The organism is Pseudomonas sp. GW456-L12, from assembly GCF_059424045.1.
Window position 1 is genome coordinate 211,888 of the sequence record NZ_JBWKZA010000004.1, and the last position, 19,884, is coordinate 231,771.

The 19,884-nt window shown below is 62.7% G+C and carries 13 protein-coding genes; 1 reads left to right on the forward strand and 12 read right to left on the reverse strand.

Annotation, left to right across the window (positions count from 1 at the left end):
* Positions 1–63 precede the first annotated feature (63 nt).
* From hemE to AC07Y9_RS07265, 11 genes are all read right to left on the reverse strand, one after another.
* Positions 64–1,131, reverse strand: a complete 1,068-nt coding sequence (hemE, locus tag AC07Y9_RS07215) for a uroporphyrinogen decarboxylase (RefSeq protein WP_102678366.1) — start codon at positions 1,129–1,131, stop codon at positions 64–66.
* Between the two features lie 227 nt (positions 1,132–1,358).
* A complete protein-coding gene (locus AC07Y9_RS07220) occupies positions 1,359–2,777 on the reverse strand; it encodes an FAD-dependent oxidoreductase (protein WP_007925837.1) in 1,419 nt (472 codons plus the stop codon).
* A gap of 33 nt (positions 2,778–2,810) precedes the next feature.
* On the reverse strand, positions 2,811–7,256 hold the full coding sequence (gene gltB / locus AC07Y9_RS07225; RefSeq protein WP_102678367.1) for a glutamate synthase large subunit: 4,446 nt from the start codon (positions 7,254–7,256) through the stop codon (positions 2,811–2,813).
* A 350-nt stretch (positions 7,257–7,606) separates the two neighbouring features.
* Positions 7,607–9,193: an SPOR domain-containing protein gene (locus AC07Y9_RS07230; protein ID WP_053259362.1), complete on the reverse strand. Its 1,587-nt coding sequence runs from the start codon at positions 9,191–9,193 to the stop codon at positions 7,607–7,609.
* Between the two features lie 10 nt (positions 9,194–9,203).
* A complete protein-coding gene (gene aroB, locus AC07Y9_RS07235) occupies positions 9,204–10,304 on the reverse strand; it encodes a 3-dehydroquinate synthase (RefSeq protein WP_102678368.1) in 1,101 nt (366 codons plus the stop codon).
* Positions 10,305–10,452: 148 nt separating this feature from the next.
* A complete protein-coding gene (gene aroK / locus AC07Y9_RS07240; protein WP_009041824.1) occupies positions 10,453–10,971 on the reverse strand; it encodes a shikimate kinase AroK in 519 nt (172 codons plus the stop codon).
* Between the two features lie 4 nt (positions 10,972–10,975).
* Positions 10,976–13,048 carry a type IV pilus secretin PilQ gene (locus tag AC07Y9_RS07245; protein WP_087089782.1) on the reverse strand — a complete coding sequence of 691 codons (2,073 nt, stop codon included), beginning with the start codon at positions 13,046–13,048 and terminating at the stop codon, positions 10,976–10,978.
* Positions 13,049–13,061: 13 nt separating this feature from the next.
* Positions 13,062–13,589, reverse strand: a complete 528-nt coding sequence (locus tag AC07Y9_RS07250) for a pilus assembly protein PilP (RefSeq protein WP_087089780.1) — start codon at positions 13,587–13,589, stop codon at positions 13,062–13,064.
* Positions 13,586–14,203, reverse strand: coding sequence for a type IV pilus inner membrane component PilO (locus AC07Y9_RS07255; RefSeq protein WP_087089778.1), 618 nt, complete (start codon positions 14,201–14,203; stop codon positions 13,586–13,588). The genes AC07Y9_RS07250 and AC07Y9_RS07255 overlap by 4 nt, the downstream gene beginning before the upstream one ends.
* The gene (locus tag AC07Y9_RS07260) at positions 14,200–14,766 is read right to left on the reverse strand and encodes a PilN domain-containing protein (RefSeq protein ID WP_102678369.1); all 567 of its coding nucleotides are present in this window, start codon (positions 14,764–14,766) and stop codon (positions 14,200–14,202) included. Before AC07Y9_RS07260 ends, AC07Y9_RS07255 begins: the two co-directional genes overlap by 4 nt.
* Positions 14,766–15,818, reverse strand: coding sequence for a pilus assembly protein PilM (locus AC07Y9_RS07265; protein WP_102678370.1), 1,053 nt, complete (start codon positions 15,816–15,818; stop codon positions 14,766–14,768). Before AC07Y9_RS07265 ends, AC07Y9_RS07260 begins: the two co-directional genes overlap by 1 nt.
* 216 nt (positions 15,819–16,034) lie before the next feature.
* On the opposite strand from AC07Y9_RS07265, the gene AC07Y9_RS07270 reads away from it, so the two are divergent.
* On the forward strand, positions 16,035–18,470 hold the full coding sequence (locus tag AC07Y9_RS07270; protein ID WP_172963018.1) for a penicillin-binding protein 1A: 2,436 nt from the start codon (positions 16,035–16,037) through the stop codon (positions 18,468–18,470).
* A 142-nt stretch (positions 18,471–18,612) separates the two neighbouring features.
* Here the strand turns inward: AC07Y9_RS07270 and AC07Y9_RS07275 are convergent, their stop codons facing one another.
* Positions 18,613–19,881: a malic enzyme-like NAD(P)-binding protein gene (locus tag AC07Y9_RS07275; protein WP_007925851.1), complete on the reverse strand. Its 1,269-nt coding sequence runs from the start codon at positions 19,879–19,881 to the stop codon at positions 18,613–18,615.
* Positions 19,882–19,884: the final 3 nt, after the last annotated feature.

Consider the following 19,884-nt stretch of genomic DNA (forward strand, 5'->3'; position numbering starts at 1 on the left):
GTGACTGTGTGCAGAGGCAAAAAAAAGGCCCGGCGAATGCCGGACCTGGTTATCGGGTCGCGATCACTGGTGATACTGCGCCGACAGTTCGTGCACCGCGCGCAGGAAAGCGCCGGCGTGCTCCGGGTCGACTTCCGGGGTGATGCCGTGGCCAAGGTTGAACACATGGCCGCTGCCCTTGCCGTAGCTGGCAAGGATGCGCCCGACTTCGGCACGGATCGCTTCCGGCTTGGCGTAGAGCACCGTCGGGTCCATGTTGCCTTGCAAGGCGACTTTGTTGCCGACCCGCCGGCGCGCTTCGCCGAGGTCGCAGGTCCAGTCCAGGCCCAGGGCGTCGGCACCGGCGTCGGCAATGCTTTCCAGCCACAGGCCGCCATTCTTGGTGAACAGGATCACCGGCACCTTGCGCCCTTCGTGCTCGCGGATCAGGCCGCTGACGATCTTGCGCATGTAGGCCAGGGAGAACTCCTGGTAGGCCGCTGCCGACAGGTTGCCGCCCCAGGTGTCGAAGATCTGCACCGCTTGCGCGCCGGCCTTGATCTGGCCGTTGAGGTAGCTGACGACCGACTGCGCCAGCTTGTCCAGCAGCAGGTGCATGGCTTGCGAGTTGTCGTAGAGCATCGCCTTGGTCTTGCGGAAGTCCTTCGACGAGCCGCCCTCGACCATGTAGGTGGCCAGGGTCCAGGGGCTGCCGGAGAAGCCGATCAGCGGCACGCGGCCGTTAAGCTCGCGGCGGATGGTGCTGACCGCGTCCATCACATAGCCCAGGTCCTTGTGCGGATCCGGGATCGGCAGGGCCTCGATATCGGCCAGGGTGCTGACGACCTTCTTGAAACGCGGGCCTTCGCCGGTTTCGAAGTACAGGCCCTGGCCCATGGCGTCGGGGATGGTCAGGATGTCGGAGAAGAGGATGGCCGCATCCAGTTGTGGATAACGGTCCAGCGGTTGCAGCGTGACTTCGCAGGCGAACTCCGGGTTCATGCACAGGCTCATGAAGTCACCGGCGTTGGCACGGCTGGCGCGGTATTCAGGCAGGTAGCGCCCAGCCTGACGCATCATCCACACCGGGGTGACGTCTACGGGTTGCTTGAGCAGGGCACGAAGGAAACGGTCGTTCTTCAGGGCAGTCATGTCGGCATCCGGAAAAAAAGTGCGGGCATTTTCTCAGAGCGCGACGCAAAAGGCACGGCGAGAGCCGTGCCTTTTATCTATCGGGTCAATTTGTCGCGCACTACATCGGCTAATTCTGTGTTGATTCGGCCGGCCTCTTCGCGGGCAAGCCTCGCTCCTACAGGTCCGGTGGCATTCCTGTAGGAGCGAGGCTTGCCCGCGAATGGAGCGACGCCGATCAAGCAGATTTACACGCCCAGGTAATCCAGGATGCCTTCGGCGGCGTTGCGGCCCTCGAAGATCGCCGTCACCACCAGGTCGGAACCGCGCACCATGTCGCCACCGGCGAAGATCTTCGGGTTGCTGGTCTGGTGCTTGTACTGGCCCTGTTCCGGCGCCACGACGCGGCCCTGGCTGTCGGTCTGGATGCTGAACTGCTCGAACCACGGCGCCGGGCTCGGGCGGAAACCAAAGGCGATGACCACGGCGTCGGCCGGGATGACCTCTTCGGAACCCGGGATCGGCTCGGGGCTGCGACGGCCACGGGCGTCCGGCTCGCCGAGACGGGTCTCGACCACCTTCACGCCTTCGACCTTGTCTTCGCCGACGATGGCGATCGGCTGGCGGTTGTAGAGGAACTTCACGCCTTCTTCCTTGGCATTCTTCACCTCTTTGCGCGAGCCGGGCATGTTCGCCTCGTCACGACGATAGGCACAGGTCACCGCCTTGGCGCCCTGGCGGATCGACGTGCGGTTGCAGTCCATCGCCGTGTCGCCGCCACCGAGGACCACGACCTTCTTGCCCTTCATGTCGACGAAGTCTTCCGGCGACTTTTCAAAGCCCAGATTGCGGTTGACGTTGGCGATCAGGAAGTCCAGCGCGTCGTGCACGCCCGGCAGGTCCTCGCCGGCAAAGCCGCCCTTCATGTAGGTGTAGGTGCCCATGCCCATGAATACCGCATCGTATTCTTCGAGCAGTTGCTCCATGGTCACGTCCTTGCCCACCTCGGTGTTGAGGCGGAACTCGATGCCCATGCCGCTGAAGACTTCGCGACGATTGCTCAGCACGGTCTTTTCCAGCTTGAACTCGGGGATGCCGAAGGTCAGCAGGCCGCCGATTTCCGGGTTCTTGTCGAACACCACCGGGGTCACGCCACCGCGTACCAGCACGTCGGCGCAGCCCAGGCCCGCCGGGCCCGCGCCGATCACCGCGACCCGCTTGCCGGTCGGCTTGACCTTGGACATGTCCGGGCGCCAGCCCATGGCGAAGGCGGTGTCGGTGATGTACTTCTCCACCGAACCGATGGTCACCGCGCCGAAGCCGTCGTTGAGGGTACAAGCACCCTCGCACAAGCGGTCCTGCGGGCACACCCGGCCGCAGACTTCCGGCAGGGTGTTGGTCTGGTGCGACAGCTCGGCGGCGGCGAGGATGTTGCCCTCGGCCACCAGCTTGAGCCAGTTGGGAATGAAGTTGTGCACCGGGCACTTCCATTCGCAGTACGGGTTACCGCAACCCAGGCAGCGGTGGGCCTGGTCGGCCGACTGCTGGGGTTTGAAGGGTTCGTAGATCTCCACGAACTCTTTCTTGCGTTGACGCAACAGTTTCTTCTTCGGATCCTTGCGCCCGACCTCGATGAACTGGAAGTCATTATTCAGACGTTCAGCCATAGTTAAAACCTCATCAAACTCTTCAGGCGCATATCACTGCGGGTTGGCACGGGTGCTGGAAAGCAACGATTTCAAGCTGGCAGCCTTCGGCTTGACCAACCAGAAGCGACGCAGGTAGTCATCGAGGTTCTCGGCCAGGTTACGGCCCCACTCGCTACCGGTTTCCTCGACGTATTCGTCCAGCACGCGCTGCAGGTGGCTGCGATAGGCTTCCATCGCTTCGCCGCTGATCCGCTGGATTTCCACCAGCTCGTGGTTGACCCGGTCAACGAAGGTGTTGTCCTGATCGAGCACGTAGGCGAAACCGCCGGTCATGCCTGAGCCGAAGTTGTAACCGGTCTTGCCCAGCACGCAGACAAAACCACCGGTCATGTATTCGCAGCAGTGATCGCCAGTGCCTTCCACCACGGTGTGGGCACCGGAGTTGCGCACGGCGAAACGCTCGCCCGCGGTGCCGGCGGCGAACAGCTTGCCGCCGGTAGCGCCGTACAGGCAGGTGTTGCCGATAATCGCGCTGTCCTGAGTCTTGTAGGCGCTGCCTTTGGGCGGAACGATCACCAGCTTGCCGCCGGTCATGCCCTTGCCGACATAGTCGTTGGCGTCGCCTTCGAGGTAGAGGTTCAAGCCGCCGGCGTTCCACACGCCGAAGCTCTGACCGGCAGTGCCCTTGAAGCGGAAGGTGATCGGCGCCTTGGCCATGCCCTGGTTGCCGTGGACCTTGGCGATTTCACCGGAAATCCGCGCACCGATGGAACGGTCGCAGTTGCAGATGTCGAGCGCGAACTCGGCACCGCTGAGGTCGGCGATCGCAGGCTTGGCCATGGCGACCATTTTCTCGGCCAGCAGGCCCTGGTCGAACGGTGGGTTGCGATCGACCTGGCAGAACTGCGGCTTGTCCGCCGGGATATGGTCGCTGCCCAGCAGCGGGGTCAGGTCCAGGTGATGCTGCTTGGCGGTCTGGCCTTCGAGGATTTCCAGCAGATCGGTGCGACCGATCAGCTCTTCCAGCGAACGCACGCCCAGCTTGGCCAGCCACTCACGGGTTTCCTCGGCGACGTAGGTGAAGAAGTTCACCACCATCTCCACGGTGCCGATGTAGTGGTCCTTGCGCAGCTTCTCATTTTGCGTGGCGACGCCGGTGGCACAGTTGTTCAGGTGGCAGATGCGCAGGTATTTGCAACCCAGGGCAATCATCGGCGCGGTGCCGAAGCCGAAGCTTTCGGCGCCGAGGATCGCCGCCTTGATCACGTCGAGGCCGGTTTTCAGGCCGCCGTCGGTCTGCACCCGGACCTTGCCGCGCAGGTCGTTGCCGCGCAGGGTCTGGTGGGTTTCCGCCAGGCCCAGTTCCCACGGCGCACCGGCGTACTTGATCGAGGTCAGCGGCGAAGCGCCGGTGCCACCGTCGTAGCCGGAGATGGTGATCAAGTCGGCGTAGGCCTTGGCCACGCCGGCGGCAATGGTGCCGACGCCGGCTTCCGCCACCAGCTTCACCGAAACCAGCGCCTGCGGGTTGACCTGCTTCAAGTCGAAGATCAACTGCGACAAGTCTTCGATGGAATAGATGTCGTGGTGCGGCGGTGGCGAAATCAGGGTCACGCCCGGTACCGCGTAACGCAGCTTGGCGATCAAGCCGTTGACCTTGCCGCCCGGCAGCTGGCCGCCTTCGCCGGGCTTGGCGCCCTGGGCCACCTTGATCTGCAGCACTTCGGCGTTGACCAGGTATTCCGGGGTCACGCCGAAACGGCCGGTGGCCACCTGCTTGATCTTCGAGCTCTTGATGGTGCCGTAGCGCGCCGGGTCTTCGCCGCCTTCACCGGAGTTGGAACGCGCACCCAGGCGGTTCATGGCTTCGGCCAGGGCTTCGTGGGCCTCCGGCGACAGCGCGCCCAGGGAGATGCCGGCGGAGTCGAAACGCTTGAGGATCGATTCCAGCGGCTCGACTTCGCTGATGTCCATCGGCGTGTCCAGGGTCTTCACCTTGAACAGGTCGCGGATCATCGACACCGGGCGGTTGTCCACCAGCGCGGTGTATTCCTTGAACTTGGCGTAGTCGCCCTGCTGCACGGCGGCTTGCAGGGTGTTGACCACATCCGGGTTGTAGGCGTGGTATTCGCCACCGTGGACGAACTTCAGCAGGCCGCCTTGCTGGATCGGCTTGCGCGGGCTCCAGGCTTCGGTAGCCAGGGCTTTCTGCTCGGCTTCGATGTCGACGAAACGCGCGCCCTTGATGCGGCTCGGCACGCCACGGAAGCTCAGCTCGCAGACTTCCTCGGACAGGCCGATGGCCTCGAACAGCTGCGCACCGCGGTAGGACGCGATGGTCGAGATACCCATCTTCGACAGGATCTTCAGCAGGCCCTTGGTGATGCCCTTGCGGTAGTTCTTGAACACCTCGTAGAGGTCGCCCAGCACTTCACCGGTACGGATCAGGTCGCCCAGCACTTCATAGGCCAGGAACGGATAGACCGCCGAGGCGCCGAAACCGATCAGCACCGCGAAATGGTGCGGATCGCGCGCGGTGGCGGTTTCCACCAGGATGTTGGAGTCGCAGCGCAGGCCCTTCTCGGTCAGGCGGTGGTGCACCGCGCCGGTGGCCAGGGACGCGTGGATCGGCAGTTTGCCCGGGGCGATATGGCGGTCGCTGAGGACAATCTGGGTACGACCGGCGCGCACGGCTTCTTCGGCCTGGTCGGCGACGTTGCGGATCGCCGCTTCCAGGCCGAGGCTTTCCTCGTAGTTCAGGTCGATGACCTGGCGCTCGAAGCCCGGGCGGTCGAGGTTCATCAGCGAGCGCCACTTGGCGGGCGAGATCACCGGCGAGCTGAGGATCACGCGGGAAGCGTGCTCAGGCGATTCCTGGAAGATGTTGCGCTCGGCACCGAGGCAGATCTCCAGGGACATGACGATGGCTTCGCGCAGCGGGTCGATCGGCGGGTTGGTGACCTGGGCGAACTGCTGGCGGAAGTAGTCATACGGCGTGCGCACACGCTGGGACAGCACGGCCATCGGCGTGTCGTCGCCCATGGAGCCGACCGCCTCGTAGCCTTGCTCGCCCAAGGGACGCAGCACCTGGTCACGCTCCTCGAAGGTGACCTGGTACATCTTCATGTACTGCTTGAGCTGGTCGACGTCGTAGAACGCCGAACCGTGGTCGTTGTCTTCCATGGTCGCCTGGATGCGCAGGGCATTCTTGCGCAGCCATTGCTTGTACGGATGACGGGACTTCAGGCGGTTGTCGATAGCGTCGGTATCGAGGATCTGCCCGGTTTCGGTATCCACGGCGAAGATCTGGCCCGGGCCGACACGGCCCTTGGCGATCACGTCTTCGGGCTGGTAGTTCCAGACGCCGATTTCCGAAGCCAGGGTGATGAAACCGTTCTTGGTGGTGACCCAGCGCGCCGGGCGCAGGCCGTTACGGTCGAGCAGGCAGACGGCGTAGCGGCCGTCGGTCATGACCACGCCCGCGGGGCCGTCCCACGGCTCCATGTGCATGGAGTTATATTCGTAGAACGCGCGCAGGTCGGCGTCCATGGTCTCGACGTTCTGCCACGCAGGCGGAATGATCATCCGCACGCCACGGAACAGGTCGATGCCGCCGGTGACCATCAGCTCCAGCATGTTGTCCATGCTCGAGGAGTCGGAACCCACGCGGTTGACCAGCGGGCCGAGTTCTTCCAGATCCATCAGGTCGTTGGTGAACTTGGTGCGCCGGGCCTGGGCCCAGTTGCGGTTGCCGGTGATGGTGTTGATCTCGCCGTTGTGGGCGAGGAAGCGGAACGGCTGCGCCAGCGGCCATTTCGGCAGGGTGTTGGTGGAGAAGCGCTGGTGGAACACGCAGATCGCGGTTTGCAGGCGCGGGTCACCCAGGTCCGGATAGAAGGCGGCGAGGTCCGCCGGCATCATCAGGCCTTTATAGATGATGGTCTTGTGGGAAAAGCTGCAGATGTAGTGGTCGGTATCGGCGGCGTTGGCTACCGACGAACGACGACGGGCGCTGAACAGCTTGACCGCCATGTCCTGGTCGCTCAGGCCTTCGCCGCCGATGTAGACCTGTTCGATCTGCGGCAGGCGCTCCAGGGCCAGGCGGCCGAGAACGCTGGTATCGATCGGCACTTTGCGCCAGCCGATCAGTTGCAGGCCTTCGGCCAGGATCTCGCGGTTCATGTTCTCGCGAGCGGCTTCGGCCTTGGCCGGATCCTGGTTGAAGAAGACCATGCCCACGGCATATTGCTTGGGCAATTCGACACTGAAGGTTTCCTGGGCAATGGCTCGCAGGAACGCGTCAGGCTTCTGAATCAGCAGACCGCAACCGTCGCCGGTCTTGCCGTCCGCGTTGATCCCACCGCGGTGGGTCATGCAGGTCAGGGCCTCGATGGCCGTTTGCAAAAGGGTATGACTGGGTTCGCCCTGCATATGGGCTATCAGACCGAAACCGCAGTTATCCTTGAATTCATCTGGTTGGTACAGACCTGCTTTCATAGACACTTTCTCACCAGGCTGCCTCTTGTCGAGACAAATTTCTTTTCAATTCAACCAGTTACCATCCACGCCGAACGTACGCCGGCTTTGCGGGGGCAAAAGGGAGGTCATTGTACACACCGACACAGACGCTCACAAATTTGGCGACGAAATGTCGCAAATCTATGTCGCATTTATGAAAGGTTTAAAGCGATATGCTGTGCTAGTCAAAACTTTTTTAGTTCGGACCGCGACGACTCAAAAGCTACTGTGACGCAGACACCACAAGGCACGCGGCCTTGAAGGCAGCATGCGCATGCGGATTTTTTTGAGGTGCTGGGAGAGGCGGCCTGGGTAAGGCCGCCGAATCTTCAGCGAGTTGCTGCCAGTTCCTGTTGGACGCTGGCGACAGTGCGAGGCCAAGGTTTACCAGCCTGAACCTTCGCTGGCAAGGCCTTGATAGCGGTAACGGCTGCATCACGGCTGCTGAAGCTGCCGTAAGTGATCACATACAGCGGTTTGCCGTTGAGGACTTTCTTGAAATAACGGTACTGAGCGCCCTGCTCCTTGACGAAGCTCTGCGCCGCGGCTTCGGAACTGGTACCCAGGATCTGCACGACGTAGTTGCCTGGCGCCTGACCGGCGTACCAGCTACCGCCGGTGGCGGCCTTGGCTACGGTGACAGGTTTCTCGGCTGGCTTGGCGGCCGGTGCAGCCGGCTTGCTGACCGGAGCAGGCGCAGGCTTGACCACTGGAGCCGGCTTGGCGGCAGCGACCTGGGTCGGTGCCGGGGTCGGACGGGCTTCAGGCGTCGGCGCCGGACCGGCTGGCACGCCGGCTGGCGGTGCAATGGTGGTCACGGTCGGCGGCGTGGCGCTGGAGCCTTCCACCGGCACACCATCGTCCCCCTCGGTGATCCCGCCGGCGGCTTCGGCCAGAGGGCCGCGCATCACCGGTTGCGACTGGCCGACCAATGGCAGCGGCATTGGCTGGGAAGAACCGGCGAACTCGACAGCCGGGCTGCCATTGCTGTTCGGTTGCGGTGTCTGGCCCAGCGGCAGCTGCGCCTGTTCGTTGGCTGGCGCACCGGTACTTGGTGCCTTGCTGCGACCCGGCATCAGCCAGGCAGCGGCAACGGCCACCACTACGACTGCGGATATCGCCAATACGTGTTTCTTCGGCATGTTGAACCCCATACTTGGACGCTTGACCGCTGAGCGGCTGGCAATCATGGCTTCGATCATTGCATCCCGGGCGACCTGGTTGATGTTGCCAGGCCAGCCATCGGAGCCTTCGTGAATATCACTGATCTGATCCGCGGAGAAAAGTTCGATACCCCGTCCTGCGCCTTCGAGACGCTGCGCCAGGTATTCGCGGGTTTCCTCTTCGGTGTAAGGCTGCAGTTCGATGACATGGAAGCGCTCTTCTTCCGCGCTCAGCTGCTCCAGGCCGGCAATCAGCGACGACTCGCCGAACAGGAACACATGCGGGCGACCTTCCGGTGCGCCGGCAGCGAGCGCCAGCAGTGCCTCGAGCGCCGACTCGTCGAGCTGCTCGGCGTCATCCACCAGCAGATAGACTTCCTGGCCGGTCAGGGCCAGTTGCACCACTTGCGCCAGGATCGGGCCGATTTCGGCCTGCTCGACGTTCAGCGCCTGGGCCACCTGCCGCAGCACGCCCGCCGCGTCGCCGGCACCACGGGCGGAAACCACCACGCTCTGTACCGACTGCTTGTTGGTGCTGGCTACCAGGGCCTGACGCAGCAGCGTCTTGCCGCTGCCTTGCGGGCCGGTCACGACCAGCAGCAGTTGGCTGTAGCGCGCCAGGTGATGCAGCTGCCCCAGCACCGGCTTGCGCTGGGCGGGGAAAAACTTGAAGCCCGGCACCCGTGGAGCGAAAGGGTCATGGCTCAATTGATAGTGGCCGAGGAAGGCCTCGTCGGCATGCAAACTAGTCATGGGGATCTTATTAACCTTTAAGCTGAGCCAGGGCGCGGTAATCCGCTCCCAGCGTGGCCTGTAAAACCTCTTTCGGATAATCGTCGGTCACTACGGCTTCGCCCATGCGGCGCAACAACACCAGACGCAAACGACCATCGATCACTTTCTTGTCAATTGCCATGTGTTCGAGAAAATCCGCTTCGGTCATTTCCTCGGGCGGAATGACCGGCAAGCCTGCGCGCTGGAACAGGCGAATGCCGCGGTCACGCTCCTCGGCGGTGATCCAGCCAAGGCGTGCGGACATCTCCAGTGCCATTACGGTGCCAGCGGCGACCGCTTCACCATGCAGCCAGACACCATAGCCCATGTGGGTTTCGATGGCGTGGCCGAAGGTATGCCCCAGGTTCAGCGTGGCGCGCACACCGGACTCACGCTCGTCGGCGCCCACCACGGCCGCCTTGGCCGCGCAGGAGCGTTCGATGGCATAGGTCAGCGCCTGCTGGTCCAGGGCTCGCAAGCGGTCGACGTTGTCTTCGAGCCAGGCAAGGAAGGGCTCGTCGCAGATCAGACCGTATTTGATGACTTCCGCCAGGCCGGCCGACAGCTCGCGAGGCGGCAGGGTATTGAGCGAGGCGGTATCGATCAGCACCACGTTCGGCTGATAGAAGGCACCGACCATGTTCTTGCCCAGCGGATGGTTGATACCGGTCTTGCCGCCCACCGACGAATCGACCTGGGACAACAAGGTGGTAGGAATCTGGATGAAATCGACGCCGCGCTGGTAGCAGGCGGCGGCAAAGCCGGCCATGTCGCCGATCACCCCGCCGCCGAGGGCGATGATCGTGGTGCGGCGATCGTGGCGTGCGGTCAGCAGGCCATCGAAAATCAGTTGCAGGGTTTCCCAGTTCTTGAACGCTTCGCCGTCGGGAAGAACCACCGAGATCACCGAGAACTGCGCGAGGCTGTGTTTCAGACGCTCAAGGTACAGCGGCGCTACGGTTTCATTGGAAACGATCGCCACTTGTCGCCCGGCGATGTGCGGAGCCAGCAACTCGGGCCGGTCCAACAAACCTTCGCCAATATGAATCGGGTAGCTGCGCTCGCCTAGATCGACCTTAAGTGTCTGCATGTGTCCCCACAGTGAAGATGGAAGCTGGTGTCCTGCCTTGCATTAACGACTGGCATCGCCTGGCTTTCTGACGCCGCGCAATAGCCATGCGCCACAACCGCGAGCGATCATGGCAAGGCGCCGAGGATAGCGCATTTCACGCTGCGCATTAACGGGGAGGCAGTTGCTGCAGGCGGTCCAGTATGTCCAGCACCACCATGCGCGGTGGCCGTTCATCGGTTTCAACCACCAGGTCGGCGATTTCCCGATAAAGCGGATCGCGAATCGCCAACAGGTCCCGCAGGGTCTTCGCCGGATCGGCCGTGCGCAGCAGCGGTCGATTGCGATCCCGTGCGGTGCGACCGACCTGCTGCTCCACCGAAGCATGCAGATAGACCACACGCCCCCCGGCATGCAGCGCCAGACGGTTGGCTTCGCGCATCACCGCGCCGCCGCCGGTCGCCAGGACCACGCCATCGGCGGAGCACAGCTCGGCGATCATGGCCTGTTCCCGATCACGAAAGCCCGGCTCACCTTCTTTATCGAAGATCCACGGGATATTGGCACCCGTGCGCAACTCAATTTCCTTATCGGAATCTTTGAATGGCAGGCGCAGCTCTTTGGCCAGCAAGCGACCAATGGTGCTTTTTCCAGCCCCCATTGGCCCAACAAGAATCAAATTTCGCACAGAATCAACGACTCACAGCAATCGCCTGGTTGTTCATGATACGCGGAGTGAGAAATACCAGCAGCTCGGATTTTTTCTCCGACACCACGTCACGCCGGAAAAGGCGGCCAAGATACGGCACATCGCCGAGAAATGGCACCTTATCTACAACCTTGCTTTGCGTATTGGAGAAAACTCCACCGATGACGATGGTCTCTCCATCGTTGATCAGGACCTTGGCGTTGACCTCGTTCTTCTTGATCGGCGGCACGTCCTGGACTTTGTTCAGGTAGTCCGGCTCGTCCTTGGTGACCTTGACCTCCATGATGATGCGGTTATCCGGGGTGATCTGTGGCGTCACCTCCAGGGACAGCGAGGCCTCCTTGAACGACACCGAGGTCGCCCCGCTGGAGGCGGCTTCCTGATAGGGGATTTCCGTGCCCTTGAGGATCTTCGCCGTCTCCTTGTCGGACGTGACGACCTTGGGCTGGGAGACGATTTCCCCGTTACCGGTCTTTTCCATGGCTGTCAGCTCAAGGTCCAGCAACACATTGTCGGTGATGAAGGCGATACCCAGGCCGGAGGTATTGGCGGTAGTGCCCAGGTCGACGAACGGTGAGTTGCTGCTGGTGCTGCCCGGCGTGCCTATGGTGGAGGAACCGTTGGTGCCGTTGCTGACCCCCGAGGCATTCCAGTTGCCCTGGTTCTGGATCGAGCCGCCCCAGCGCACGCCCAGGCTTTTGTCGTAGTCGACGTTGGCCTCGACGATCCGCGCCTCGATCATCACCTGGCGCACCGGGATATCCAGCTGGCTGACAATCCGACGCAGCTCGTCCAGGCGCTCCCGGGTCTGGTAGGCGATGATGTTGTTGGTCCGCTCATCGACAGTGATCGACCCGCGTTCGTCGGACTTGTCCTCGGCGCGGGTGACCGACTGGAACAGCTTGGCGATCTCCGCGGCCTTGGCGTAGTTGACCTGCAGCAGTTCGCGCCGCAATGGTTCCAGGTCGGCGATCTGCTTCTGCGACTCCAGTTCCTGGCGTTCGCGGGCAGCGATTTCATCGGCCGGCGCCACCAGCAACACGTTGCCCACCTTGCGCTTGTCCAGCCCCTTGGTCTTGAGCACCAGATCGAGGGCCTGGTCCCACGGCACATTCTGCAGGCGCAAGGTAATGCCGCCCTGCACCGTATCGCTGGCCACCAGGTTGAGGTTGGTGAAATCGGCGATCAATTGCAGCACCGAGCGGACCTCGATGTCCTGGAAGTTCAGTGAGAGCTTTTCGCCGTTGTAGGCCGAGCGCTCGGCGTTGCGTTTCTGCAGGTCGCCCGAGGTCATCGGCCTGACGCTCACCGTGAGTTTGTTATCCGTCTGGTAGGTCGAGTAATCGAAAGTGCCGCCGGGCTCGATGGTGACGATGGCCTTGCCGGACTCCGCCCGGGCGCTGACGAACTGCACGGGGGTGGCGAAATCCTTGACGTCCAGCCTGACCCGCAGGGGCTCGGGCAGGCGGGCTTTGGCGAAGGTGAGGACGAGCTTGCCGCCGCGTTCCTGTATATCCGGGCTCATTCCCGAGTCGGAGAGGTCGATCAGCACATTACCTTCGCCTTGCTCGCCGCGCTGGAAATCCACGCTGCGAATCGACCGCCCCACGGAAGCCACGGCCTTGGCCCGCCCGGACGCGACAGCCGGCTGCCCCGGCGCACTCAGCACCGCCGTCGCCCCCTGGCCGATCACCACAAACAGCTGATTGCCGGCGACCCGAGTGCTGTAGGGCGCCAGCGCGACCAGATTGACGACGACCCGGGTACGCTGCCCCGATTCGACCACCGTCACGCTGCGCGCATTGCCATTGCCCAGGTCACGGCTCTTGTCTGCCAGCTGACTGACAACACCGGGCAGATCGAGGGCGATCCGCGCCGGCTGGTCGGTGGTATAGCCGCGCGGCTCGGGCACCGGCCCATCGAAGGTGAGTTTCAACTCCAGGCGATCCCCCGGCAGTGCCGCGACATCCAGGGCCTTGAGGCTGGCCGCCATGGCCATCGGTGAAAGCAGCGCCATCCATAGCGCAATACCGAAGGCTGAAAAGATCCTGTTCATGATGCGAGTTCCACTATGAGTGTTCTTTTAATGGAATGGTCCGTGGTCGCTCCAGCCACGCTCCCGCTCCATCGGGAACAATCTCGACCACCTCGACCTGTGAATCGCTGATCGCGACAATCCGCCCGTCGTTACGCCCCAGGTAATCGCCGACCTTCAGCCGATGCACGCCACCGGCGCCACGCAACAGCGCAAAGAAGCCGGAAGCATTGGAAAGAGTGCCCACCATCTCGAACTGTTCGATGCTGAAGCCCTCGAGATACTGCTTGCTACGGTTCGGATCCGGCTTGACCGCAGGCGAGCCTGCCCGACGTGCCGCCAGGTCCACCCTGACCGCAGGCTGAAACGGGCTGCGCAAGGGTGCGGCGTTATAGGTGAACGTTGGGTAAGACCCGAATGCCGGCATTGGTTCAATCTCGCCGGGCGACTGCAACCGCGCCTCGTTCATGTAGGCATCCAGATCACTGAAGTCGTCATCGTTGCCACAACCAGCCAGCCCGACAAATGCCAGCACCAGCAACAAGCCGTGAGCGCGCTTCATGGGCGTGGCACCTTGTAGCGGTAAGTCCTGGCCAGAATGTTCATGCGCAGGTTCGAACCAACCTGCGGCGTGACCGGTTTGATCTCGAAATCATGCAGGGTGACGATTCGCGGCAAACCGGCCACGCCGCTGACGAAAGTCGCCAGTGCGTGATAGCCGCCGGTAACCCTGATCTGGATTGGCAATTCGACGTAAAACGGCTGGACCACCTCCGGCAACAGCTTGATCTCTTCGAACTCCAGCCCGCTGCCAAGCCCGGTACGGCTGATGTCTTCAAGCAGGCCCGGCACCTCGGTATCGCTGGGCAGCTGGCGCAGCATGAGGCCAAAGGCGGTTTCCATGGCCTTCATCTGTTCGGTGTAAGGCCCGAGGTTGGCCACCAGGCGCGCCTTGCTGGCGAACTGCTGTTTCAGCACGGCCTCGTCCGCCCGGCGCTGGTCGAGTTGCAGCAACAGGTCCTTGAGGTACAGGTTGTAACCGAGGGCCAGTACCAGCAGCATGACCAGCGCTACGACCACGCCTTTGACCAGCGCCGGCCACGCCCCCATGTTGCTCATTTCCAGCTCGCCGAGATCGATCCGGCGCATCTGCGCCCACCCGCCGGACAGGTTCATTGCCCGTCCTCGCCCAGGGCGGGCCGGGTCTGATGGACGGTCAGCTGAAACACATTGACCTGGTCGGCGTTGTCCGCCCCGGCGGCCTTGACCTCTGTCAGGCTCGGCGCGTCGAACCAGTCGGAGGCGTCCAGGTTGCGCATCAGGTCCGAAACACGATGGTTCGATTCGGCCGCCCCGGTGATGGAAAGAGTCTGCCCGCTCATCCTGACATCGGTGAAATACACCCCGTCCGGCAGGGTGCGGGCCAATTGGTCGAACACCCGCGCGCTGGTGGAGCGATTGCCTTGCAGGTCCTGGATGATCCTCATCCGTTCCACCAGTTGCTCGCGATGCAGCTTCAGCTCGCCGATCTTGGCGATCCGTTGATCGAGCAAGGTGATTTGAGCGCCTACGTGATTGTTGCGCGCCAGCTGCCTGTCGATCGCCCGGTCGATGATCCTGTCGCCCGCGAACAACACACCCAGGGCCACCGCCACAGCCGCTGCCAGGGCCAGGAAAAAGTGGCGACGCCGCTGTTCGCGCCGCGCCTCGCGCCAGGGAAGAAGATTGATCCGCGCCATCAGTCGAAACTCCGCAAGGCCAGCCCACAGGCGATCATCAAGGACGGGGCTTCGCTGGCCAGGGCTGCGGCGTCGACCTTGGCGCCGATGCTCATGCCAGCGAAGGGGTTGGCGATCAGCGCAGGCAAGCCCAGGCGCTGCTCGATCAACGGGACAAGCCCCGGAACCGAGGCGCTGCCACCCGCCAACAGGATGGAATCGACCTGGTGTTGCGGGGCGGAGGCCTGGAAAAACTGCAACGAGCGCAAAACCTGTTGCACAACCGCCTCCTGAAAAGGTTGCAGCACCTCACTGGCGTAATCGTCCGGCAGGCCACCCTGCTTTTTCGCCAGGCCGGCCTCTTCTTTCGACAGCCCGTAGCGACGCTGGATGTGTTCGGTCAGTTGGTGTCCGCCGAACAACTGCTCACGGGAATAGACGATCTGCCCTTCATGCACGACGCTCAGGGTGGTCAGGGTGGCGCCGATATCGACCAGCGCCACGGTCCGGGCAGCCGGCGAGCCGGCCGCCAGGGCGAACGACCGCTCCAGCGCGCAGACTTCCAGGTCCACCACTCGGGCCGTCAGCCCGGCGAGCTCGAGCGCCGCCTCGCGAACTTCGATGTGCTCCTTGCGGCAGGCCGCCAACAGCACATCGACGCGTTCGGGATTGCGAGCCGAATAGCCGAGGACGTCGAAATCGATGGCGGCCTCGTCCAGCGGATAGGGAATGTACTGGTCGGCGTCGACCTTGAGCTGGCTTTCCCGATCGTCGTCGGACAGCCCGGCCTCCATCTCGATGACCTTGCTGATCACCGCCGAGCCGGCCATCGCCAGCGCCGCGTGCTTCGCACCCGGCCGGGCCCTGGCCAGCAGGCGAGACAGGGCATGCCCAACCCCTTCAGGCTCGACGATGTTTTTTTCGACCACGGCGTTGGCCGGCAACGGCTCCACGCCATAGGCCTCGACCCGAAAACGGCCACCGACACGGCTCAATTCAAGAAGCTTGACCGAGGTGGAGCTGATATCGATCCCCAGAAGGGAACTCGCCTTTTTACTGAAGAGTCCTAGCACTACCAATTCCCTATGACTATCCGTGACTTACGGACTCTGGAATGTCCATTGCGTTCAATCACCACGTCTTGACAGACGGGCAAATGACGCCCTTGGCGGAAAAATGCTTATAATGCCCAGCGATTTTTCCGCGATTTATCTGCTGCGTGAGCCGATTCCTGACTGTGAATACCTGACGCCCAATTCATTCCTTTCTCTGGAAATCCAAAAGCCTTGATTCGTCTGCTGAAGTTTTTCGGGTGGTCCATCGTCGCTGTGTTCTGCGGGCTGCTCCTCGCTCTCTCCGGCGCGTTTCTCTATCTTAGTCCTGGGTTACCGTCGGTAGAGGCGCTCAGAAGTATCCAGTTGCAGATTCCCCTGCGGGTGTACAGCAGCGACGGCAAGTTGATTGCAGAATTCGGCGAAATGCGCCGCACTCCAATCCGTTTCGCCGACATTCCCCCCAACTTCATTAATGCGTTACTAAGTGCTGAAGACGACAATTTCGCCAACCACTACGGCGTCGATCCCAGCAGCCTGATGCGTGCCGCGACCCAGCTGGTCAAGAGCGGGCACATCCAGTCCGGCGGCAGCACCATCACCATGCAGGTGGCGAAGAACTTCTTCCTGAGCAGCGAACGCAGCTTCTCGCGCAAGACCACCGAGATCCTCCTGGCCCTGCAAATCGAGCGCCAACTGACCAAGGACGAGATCCTCGAGCTGTACGTCAACAAGATCTACCTGGGTAACCGCGCCTACGGCATCGAGGCCGCGGCCCAGGTGTATTACGGCAAGTCGATTCGCGATGTCAGCCTGGCGCAGATGGCGATGATCGCCGGCCTGCCCAAGGCACCGTCGCGCTTCAACCCGCTGGCCAACCCGGCGCGCAGTAAAGAGCGCCGCGACTGGATCCTCGGGCGGATGTACAAGCTCGGCAAGATCAGCGAGGCGGACTACACCGCGGCGATCAACGAGCCGCTGAACGCCAGCTATCACGTGCCGACGCCGGAAGTGAACGCACCGTACATCGCCGAGATGGCCCGCGCCGAGATGGTCGGTCGTTACGGCAGCGACGCCTATACCGAAGGTTTCCGCGTCACCACCACGGTACCGAGCGACCTGCAGGAACTGGCCAACACCGCCGTCCATGAAGGCCTGATCACCTACGACCAGCGCCATGGCTATCGCGGCCCCGAGTCGCGCCTGCCCGGCAAGACCCACGCTGCCTGGGCCCAGGAATTGACCAAGCAACGCAGCATCAGCGGCCTGGAACCGGCGATCGTCACCCAGGTCGACAAGAACGGCCTGCAGGTACTGACCCGCACCGGCGAAGAGCACGTAGGTTGGGACAGCATGAAATGGGCGCGCCCGTTCCTGAACACCAACAGCATGGGTGCCGCTCCCAAGCAGCCGAGCGATGTCGCCCAGGTCGGCGACCTGATTCGCGTGCAGCGCCAGGCAGACAACTCGCTCAAGTTCCGCCAGATCCCGGTCGTTCAGGGCGCACTGGTGTCCCTCGACCCGCAAAACGGCGCCATTCGCTCGCTGGTGGGCGGCTTCGCCTTCGAGCAGAGCAACTACAACCGGGCGCTGCAGGCCAAGCGCCAACCCGGTTCCAGCTTCAAGCCATTCGTCTATAGCGCCGCGCTGGACAATGGCTACACCGCCGCCAGCCTGGTGAACGATGCGCCGATCGTGTTCGTCGACGAGTACCTGGACAAGGTCTGGCGTCCGAAAAACGACACCAACACCTTCCTCGGCCCGATCCGCATGCGCGAGGCGCTGTACAAGTCGCGCAACCTGGTTTCGATCCGCCTCCTGCAGAGCCTGGGCGTGGACCGCACCATCGACTACATCAGCAAGTTCGGCTTCAACAAACAGGACCTACCGCGCAACCTGTCGCTGGCCCTGGGCACCGCGACCCTGACCCCGATGGAAATCGCCACCGGCTGGAGCGTGTTCGCCAACGGCGGCTACAAGGTCACGCCGTACATCATCGACAAGATCGAAAGCCGCAACGGCGAAACCCTGTTCACCGCCAACCCGCCGAGCGTACCGGCTGGCGACACGGCCAGCAGCGGGATAGCGGCACCGGCGCAGCAGGGCTTCACGGTGGACAACGTCCCTGGCGAAACCCCGAGCCAGGCCCCTGTACAGGCACCCGCGGTGGCCGAACGCATCATCGATGGCCGCACCACCTACATCCTCAACAGCATGCTGGAAGACGTGATCAAGCTCGGCACCGGGCGGCGCGCCCTGGCCCTGGGCCGCACCGACCTGGCCGGCAAGACCGGGACCACCAACGAATCCAAGGACGCCTGGTTCTCCGGCTACAACGCCGACTACGTGACCACGGTCTGGACCGGTTTCGACCAGCCGGAAAGCCTGGGACGCCGCGAGTATGGCGGCACCGTGGCCCTGCCGATCTGGATGAACTACATGGGCGCCGCCCTCAAGGACAAGCCGGCCCATACCCAGGCCGAGCCGGAAGGCATTCTCAGCCTGCGGGTCGATCCGGTCAGCGGCCGCGCCGCGACACCGGGCACGCCGAACGCCTACTTCGAACTGTTCAAGAGCGAAGACACGCCGCCTTCGGTCAACGAACTGGGCAATGGTTACGCCCCTGGCAGCCCGCTGCCGGCGGACGAGTCGGCGCCGATCGATCTGTTCTGACCGCCTTCGCGGGCAGACCTCTCCACTGGAACGAGGTCTACCCGCGACAAAGCCGCCACGGATCTCCCACCGATCCAAAACGACACCCACAAAAAAGCCCCGACTCTCGCGAGCCGGGGCTTTTTTTCAACACGTCTTCGGCTTAGCCGTTGAACACGTCATCCACGCTTTTGAGCGGGTAGTTCTTCGGATATGGCAGGGTCGCCACGCCAGTCTCGATCGCAGCCTTGGCCACGGCATCGGAGATCACGGTGATCAGACGGGCATCCATAGGCTTCGGAATGATGTACTCACGACCGAATTCCAGCTTGATGCCGCCGTAGGCGTCGCACACTTCCTGAGGCACCGGCAGCTTGGCCAGTTCGCGCAGGGCGTTGGCCGCGGCCACTTTCATTTCTTCGTTGATGCGCTTGGCGCGAACGTCCAGGGCACCACGGAAGATGAACGGGAAGCCCAGTACGTTGTTGACCTGGTTCGGGTAGTCCGAACGGCCGGTGGCCATGATCACGTCGCTACGGGTGGCGTGCGCCAGTTCCGGGGCGATTTCCGGATCAGGGTTCGAGCAGGCGAACACGATCGGGTTGGCAGCCATGGAGCTCAGGCCTTCGGCGCTCAGCAGGTTCGGGCCGGACAGGCCAACGAACACGTCGGCACCTTTGAGGGCGTCAGCCAGGGTGCGCTTGTCGGTCGTGTGGGCGAAGACCGCCTTGTACTGGTTCAGGTCGTCGCGCTCGGAGTGGATCACGCCGGTACGGTCGACCATGAAGATGTTTTCGATCTGGGCGCCCATGCTCACCAGCAGCTTCATGCAGGAGATGGCGGCGGCACCGGCGCCCAGGCAGACGATCTTCGCGTCCGACAGGGTTTTGCCAGCGATTTCCAGGGCGTTGATCATGCCGGCCGCGGTCACGATAGCGGTGCCGTGCTGGTCATCGTGGAATACCGGAATGTCGCACTGCTCGATCAGGGCGCGCTCGATCTCGAAGCACTCTGGCGCCTTGATGTCTTCCAGGTTGATGCCACCGAAAGTGATGGAGATGCGCTTGACGGTGTCGATGAAGGCTTGCGGGCTTTCGGAGTCGACTTCGATGTCGAATACGTCGATACCGGCGAAGCGCTTGAACAGCACGCCCTTGCCTTCCATCACCGGCTTGGAGGCCAGTGGGCCGAGGTTACCCAGGCCGAGAATCGCGGTGCCATCGGAAATGACTGCAACCAGGTTGCCCTTGCCGGTGTATTTGTAGGCCAGTTCAGGATCGCGGGCGATTTCGCGTACTGGTTCGGCTACGCCGGGGCTGTAGGCCAGCGACAGGTCGCGGGCGGTAGCGGTGGCCTTGGTGAGCTCGACACTCAGTTTCCCTGGACGGGGATTGGCGTGATATTCGAGAGCGGCAGTTTTCAAATCAGACATGTG

What these genes read in the sequence shown, in the direction of transcription:
- AC07Y9_RS07260 (WP_102678369.1), bottom strand. Translation starts at nt 14,766, where the DNA reads ATGGCGCGGATCAATCTTCTTCCCTGGCGCGAGGCGCGGCGCGAACAG.
- hemE (WP_102678366.1), bottom strand. Translation starts at nt 1,131, where the DNA reads ATGACTGCCCTGAAGAACGACCGTTTCCTTCGTGCCCTGCTCAAGCAA.
- aroB (WP_102678368.1), bottom strand. Translation starts at nt 10,304, where the DNA reads ATGCAGACACTTAAGGTCGATCTAGGCGAGCGCAGCTACCCGATTCAT.
- AC07Y9_RS07250 (WP_087089780.1), bottom strand. Translation starts at nt 13,589, where the DNA reads ATGAAGCGCGCTCACGGCTTGTTGCTGGTGCTGGCATTTGTCGGGCTG.
- AC07Y9_RS07220 (WP_007925837.1), bottom strand. Translation starts at nt 2,777, where the DNA reads ATGGCTGAACGTCTGAATAATGACTTCCAGTTCATCGAGGTCGGGCGC.
- AC07Y9_RS07230 (WP_053259362.1), bottom strand. Translation starts at nt 9,193, where the DNA reads ATGACTAGTTTGCATGCCGACGAGGCCTTCCTCGGCCACTATCAATTG.
- AC07Y9_RS07255 (WP_087089778.1), bottom strand. Translation starts at nt 14,203, where the DNA reads ATGAACCTGTCCGGCGGGTGGGCGCAGATGCGCCGGATCGATCTCGGC.
- gltB (WP_102678367.1), bottom strand. Translation starts at nt 7,256, where the DNA reads ATGAAAGCAGGTCTGTACCAACCAGATGAATTCAAGGATAACTGCGGT.
- AC07Y9_RS07275 (WP_007925851.1), bottom strand. Translation starts at nt 19,881, where the DNA reads ATGTCTGATTTGAAAACTGCCGCTCTCGAATATCACGCCAATCCCCGT.
- AC07Y9_RS07245 (WP_087089782.1), bottom strand. Translation starts at nt 13,048, where the DNA reads ATGAACAGGATCTTTTCAGCCTTCGGTATTGCGCTATGGATGGCGCTG.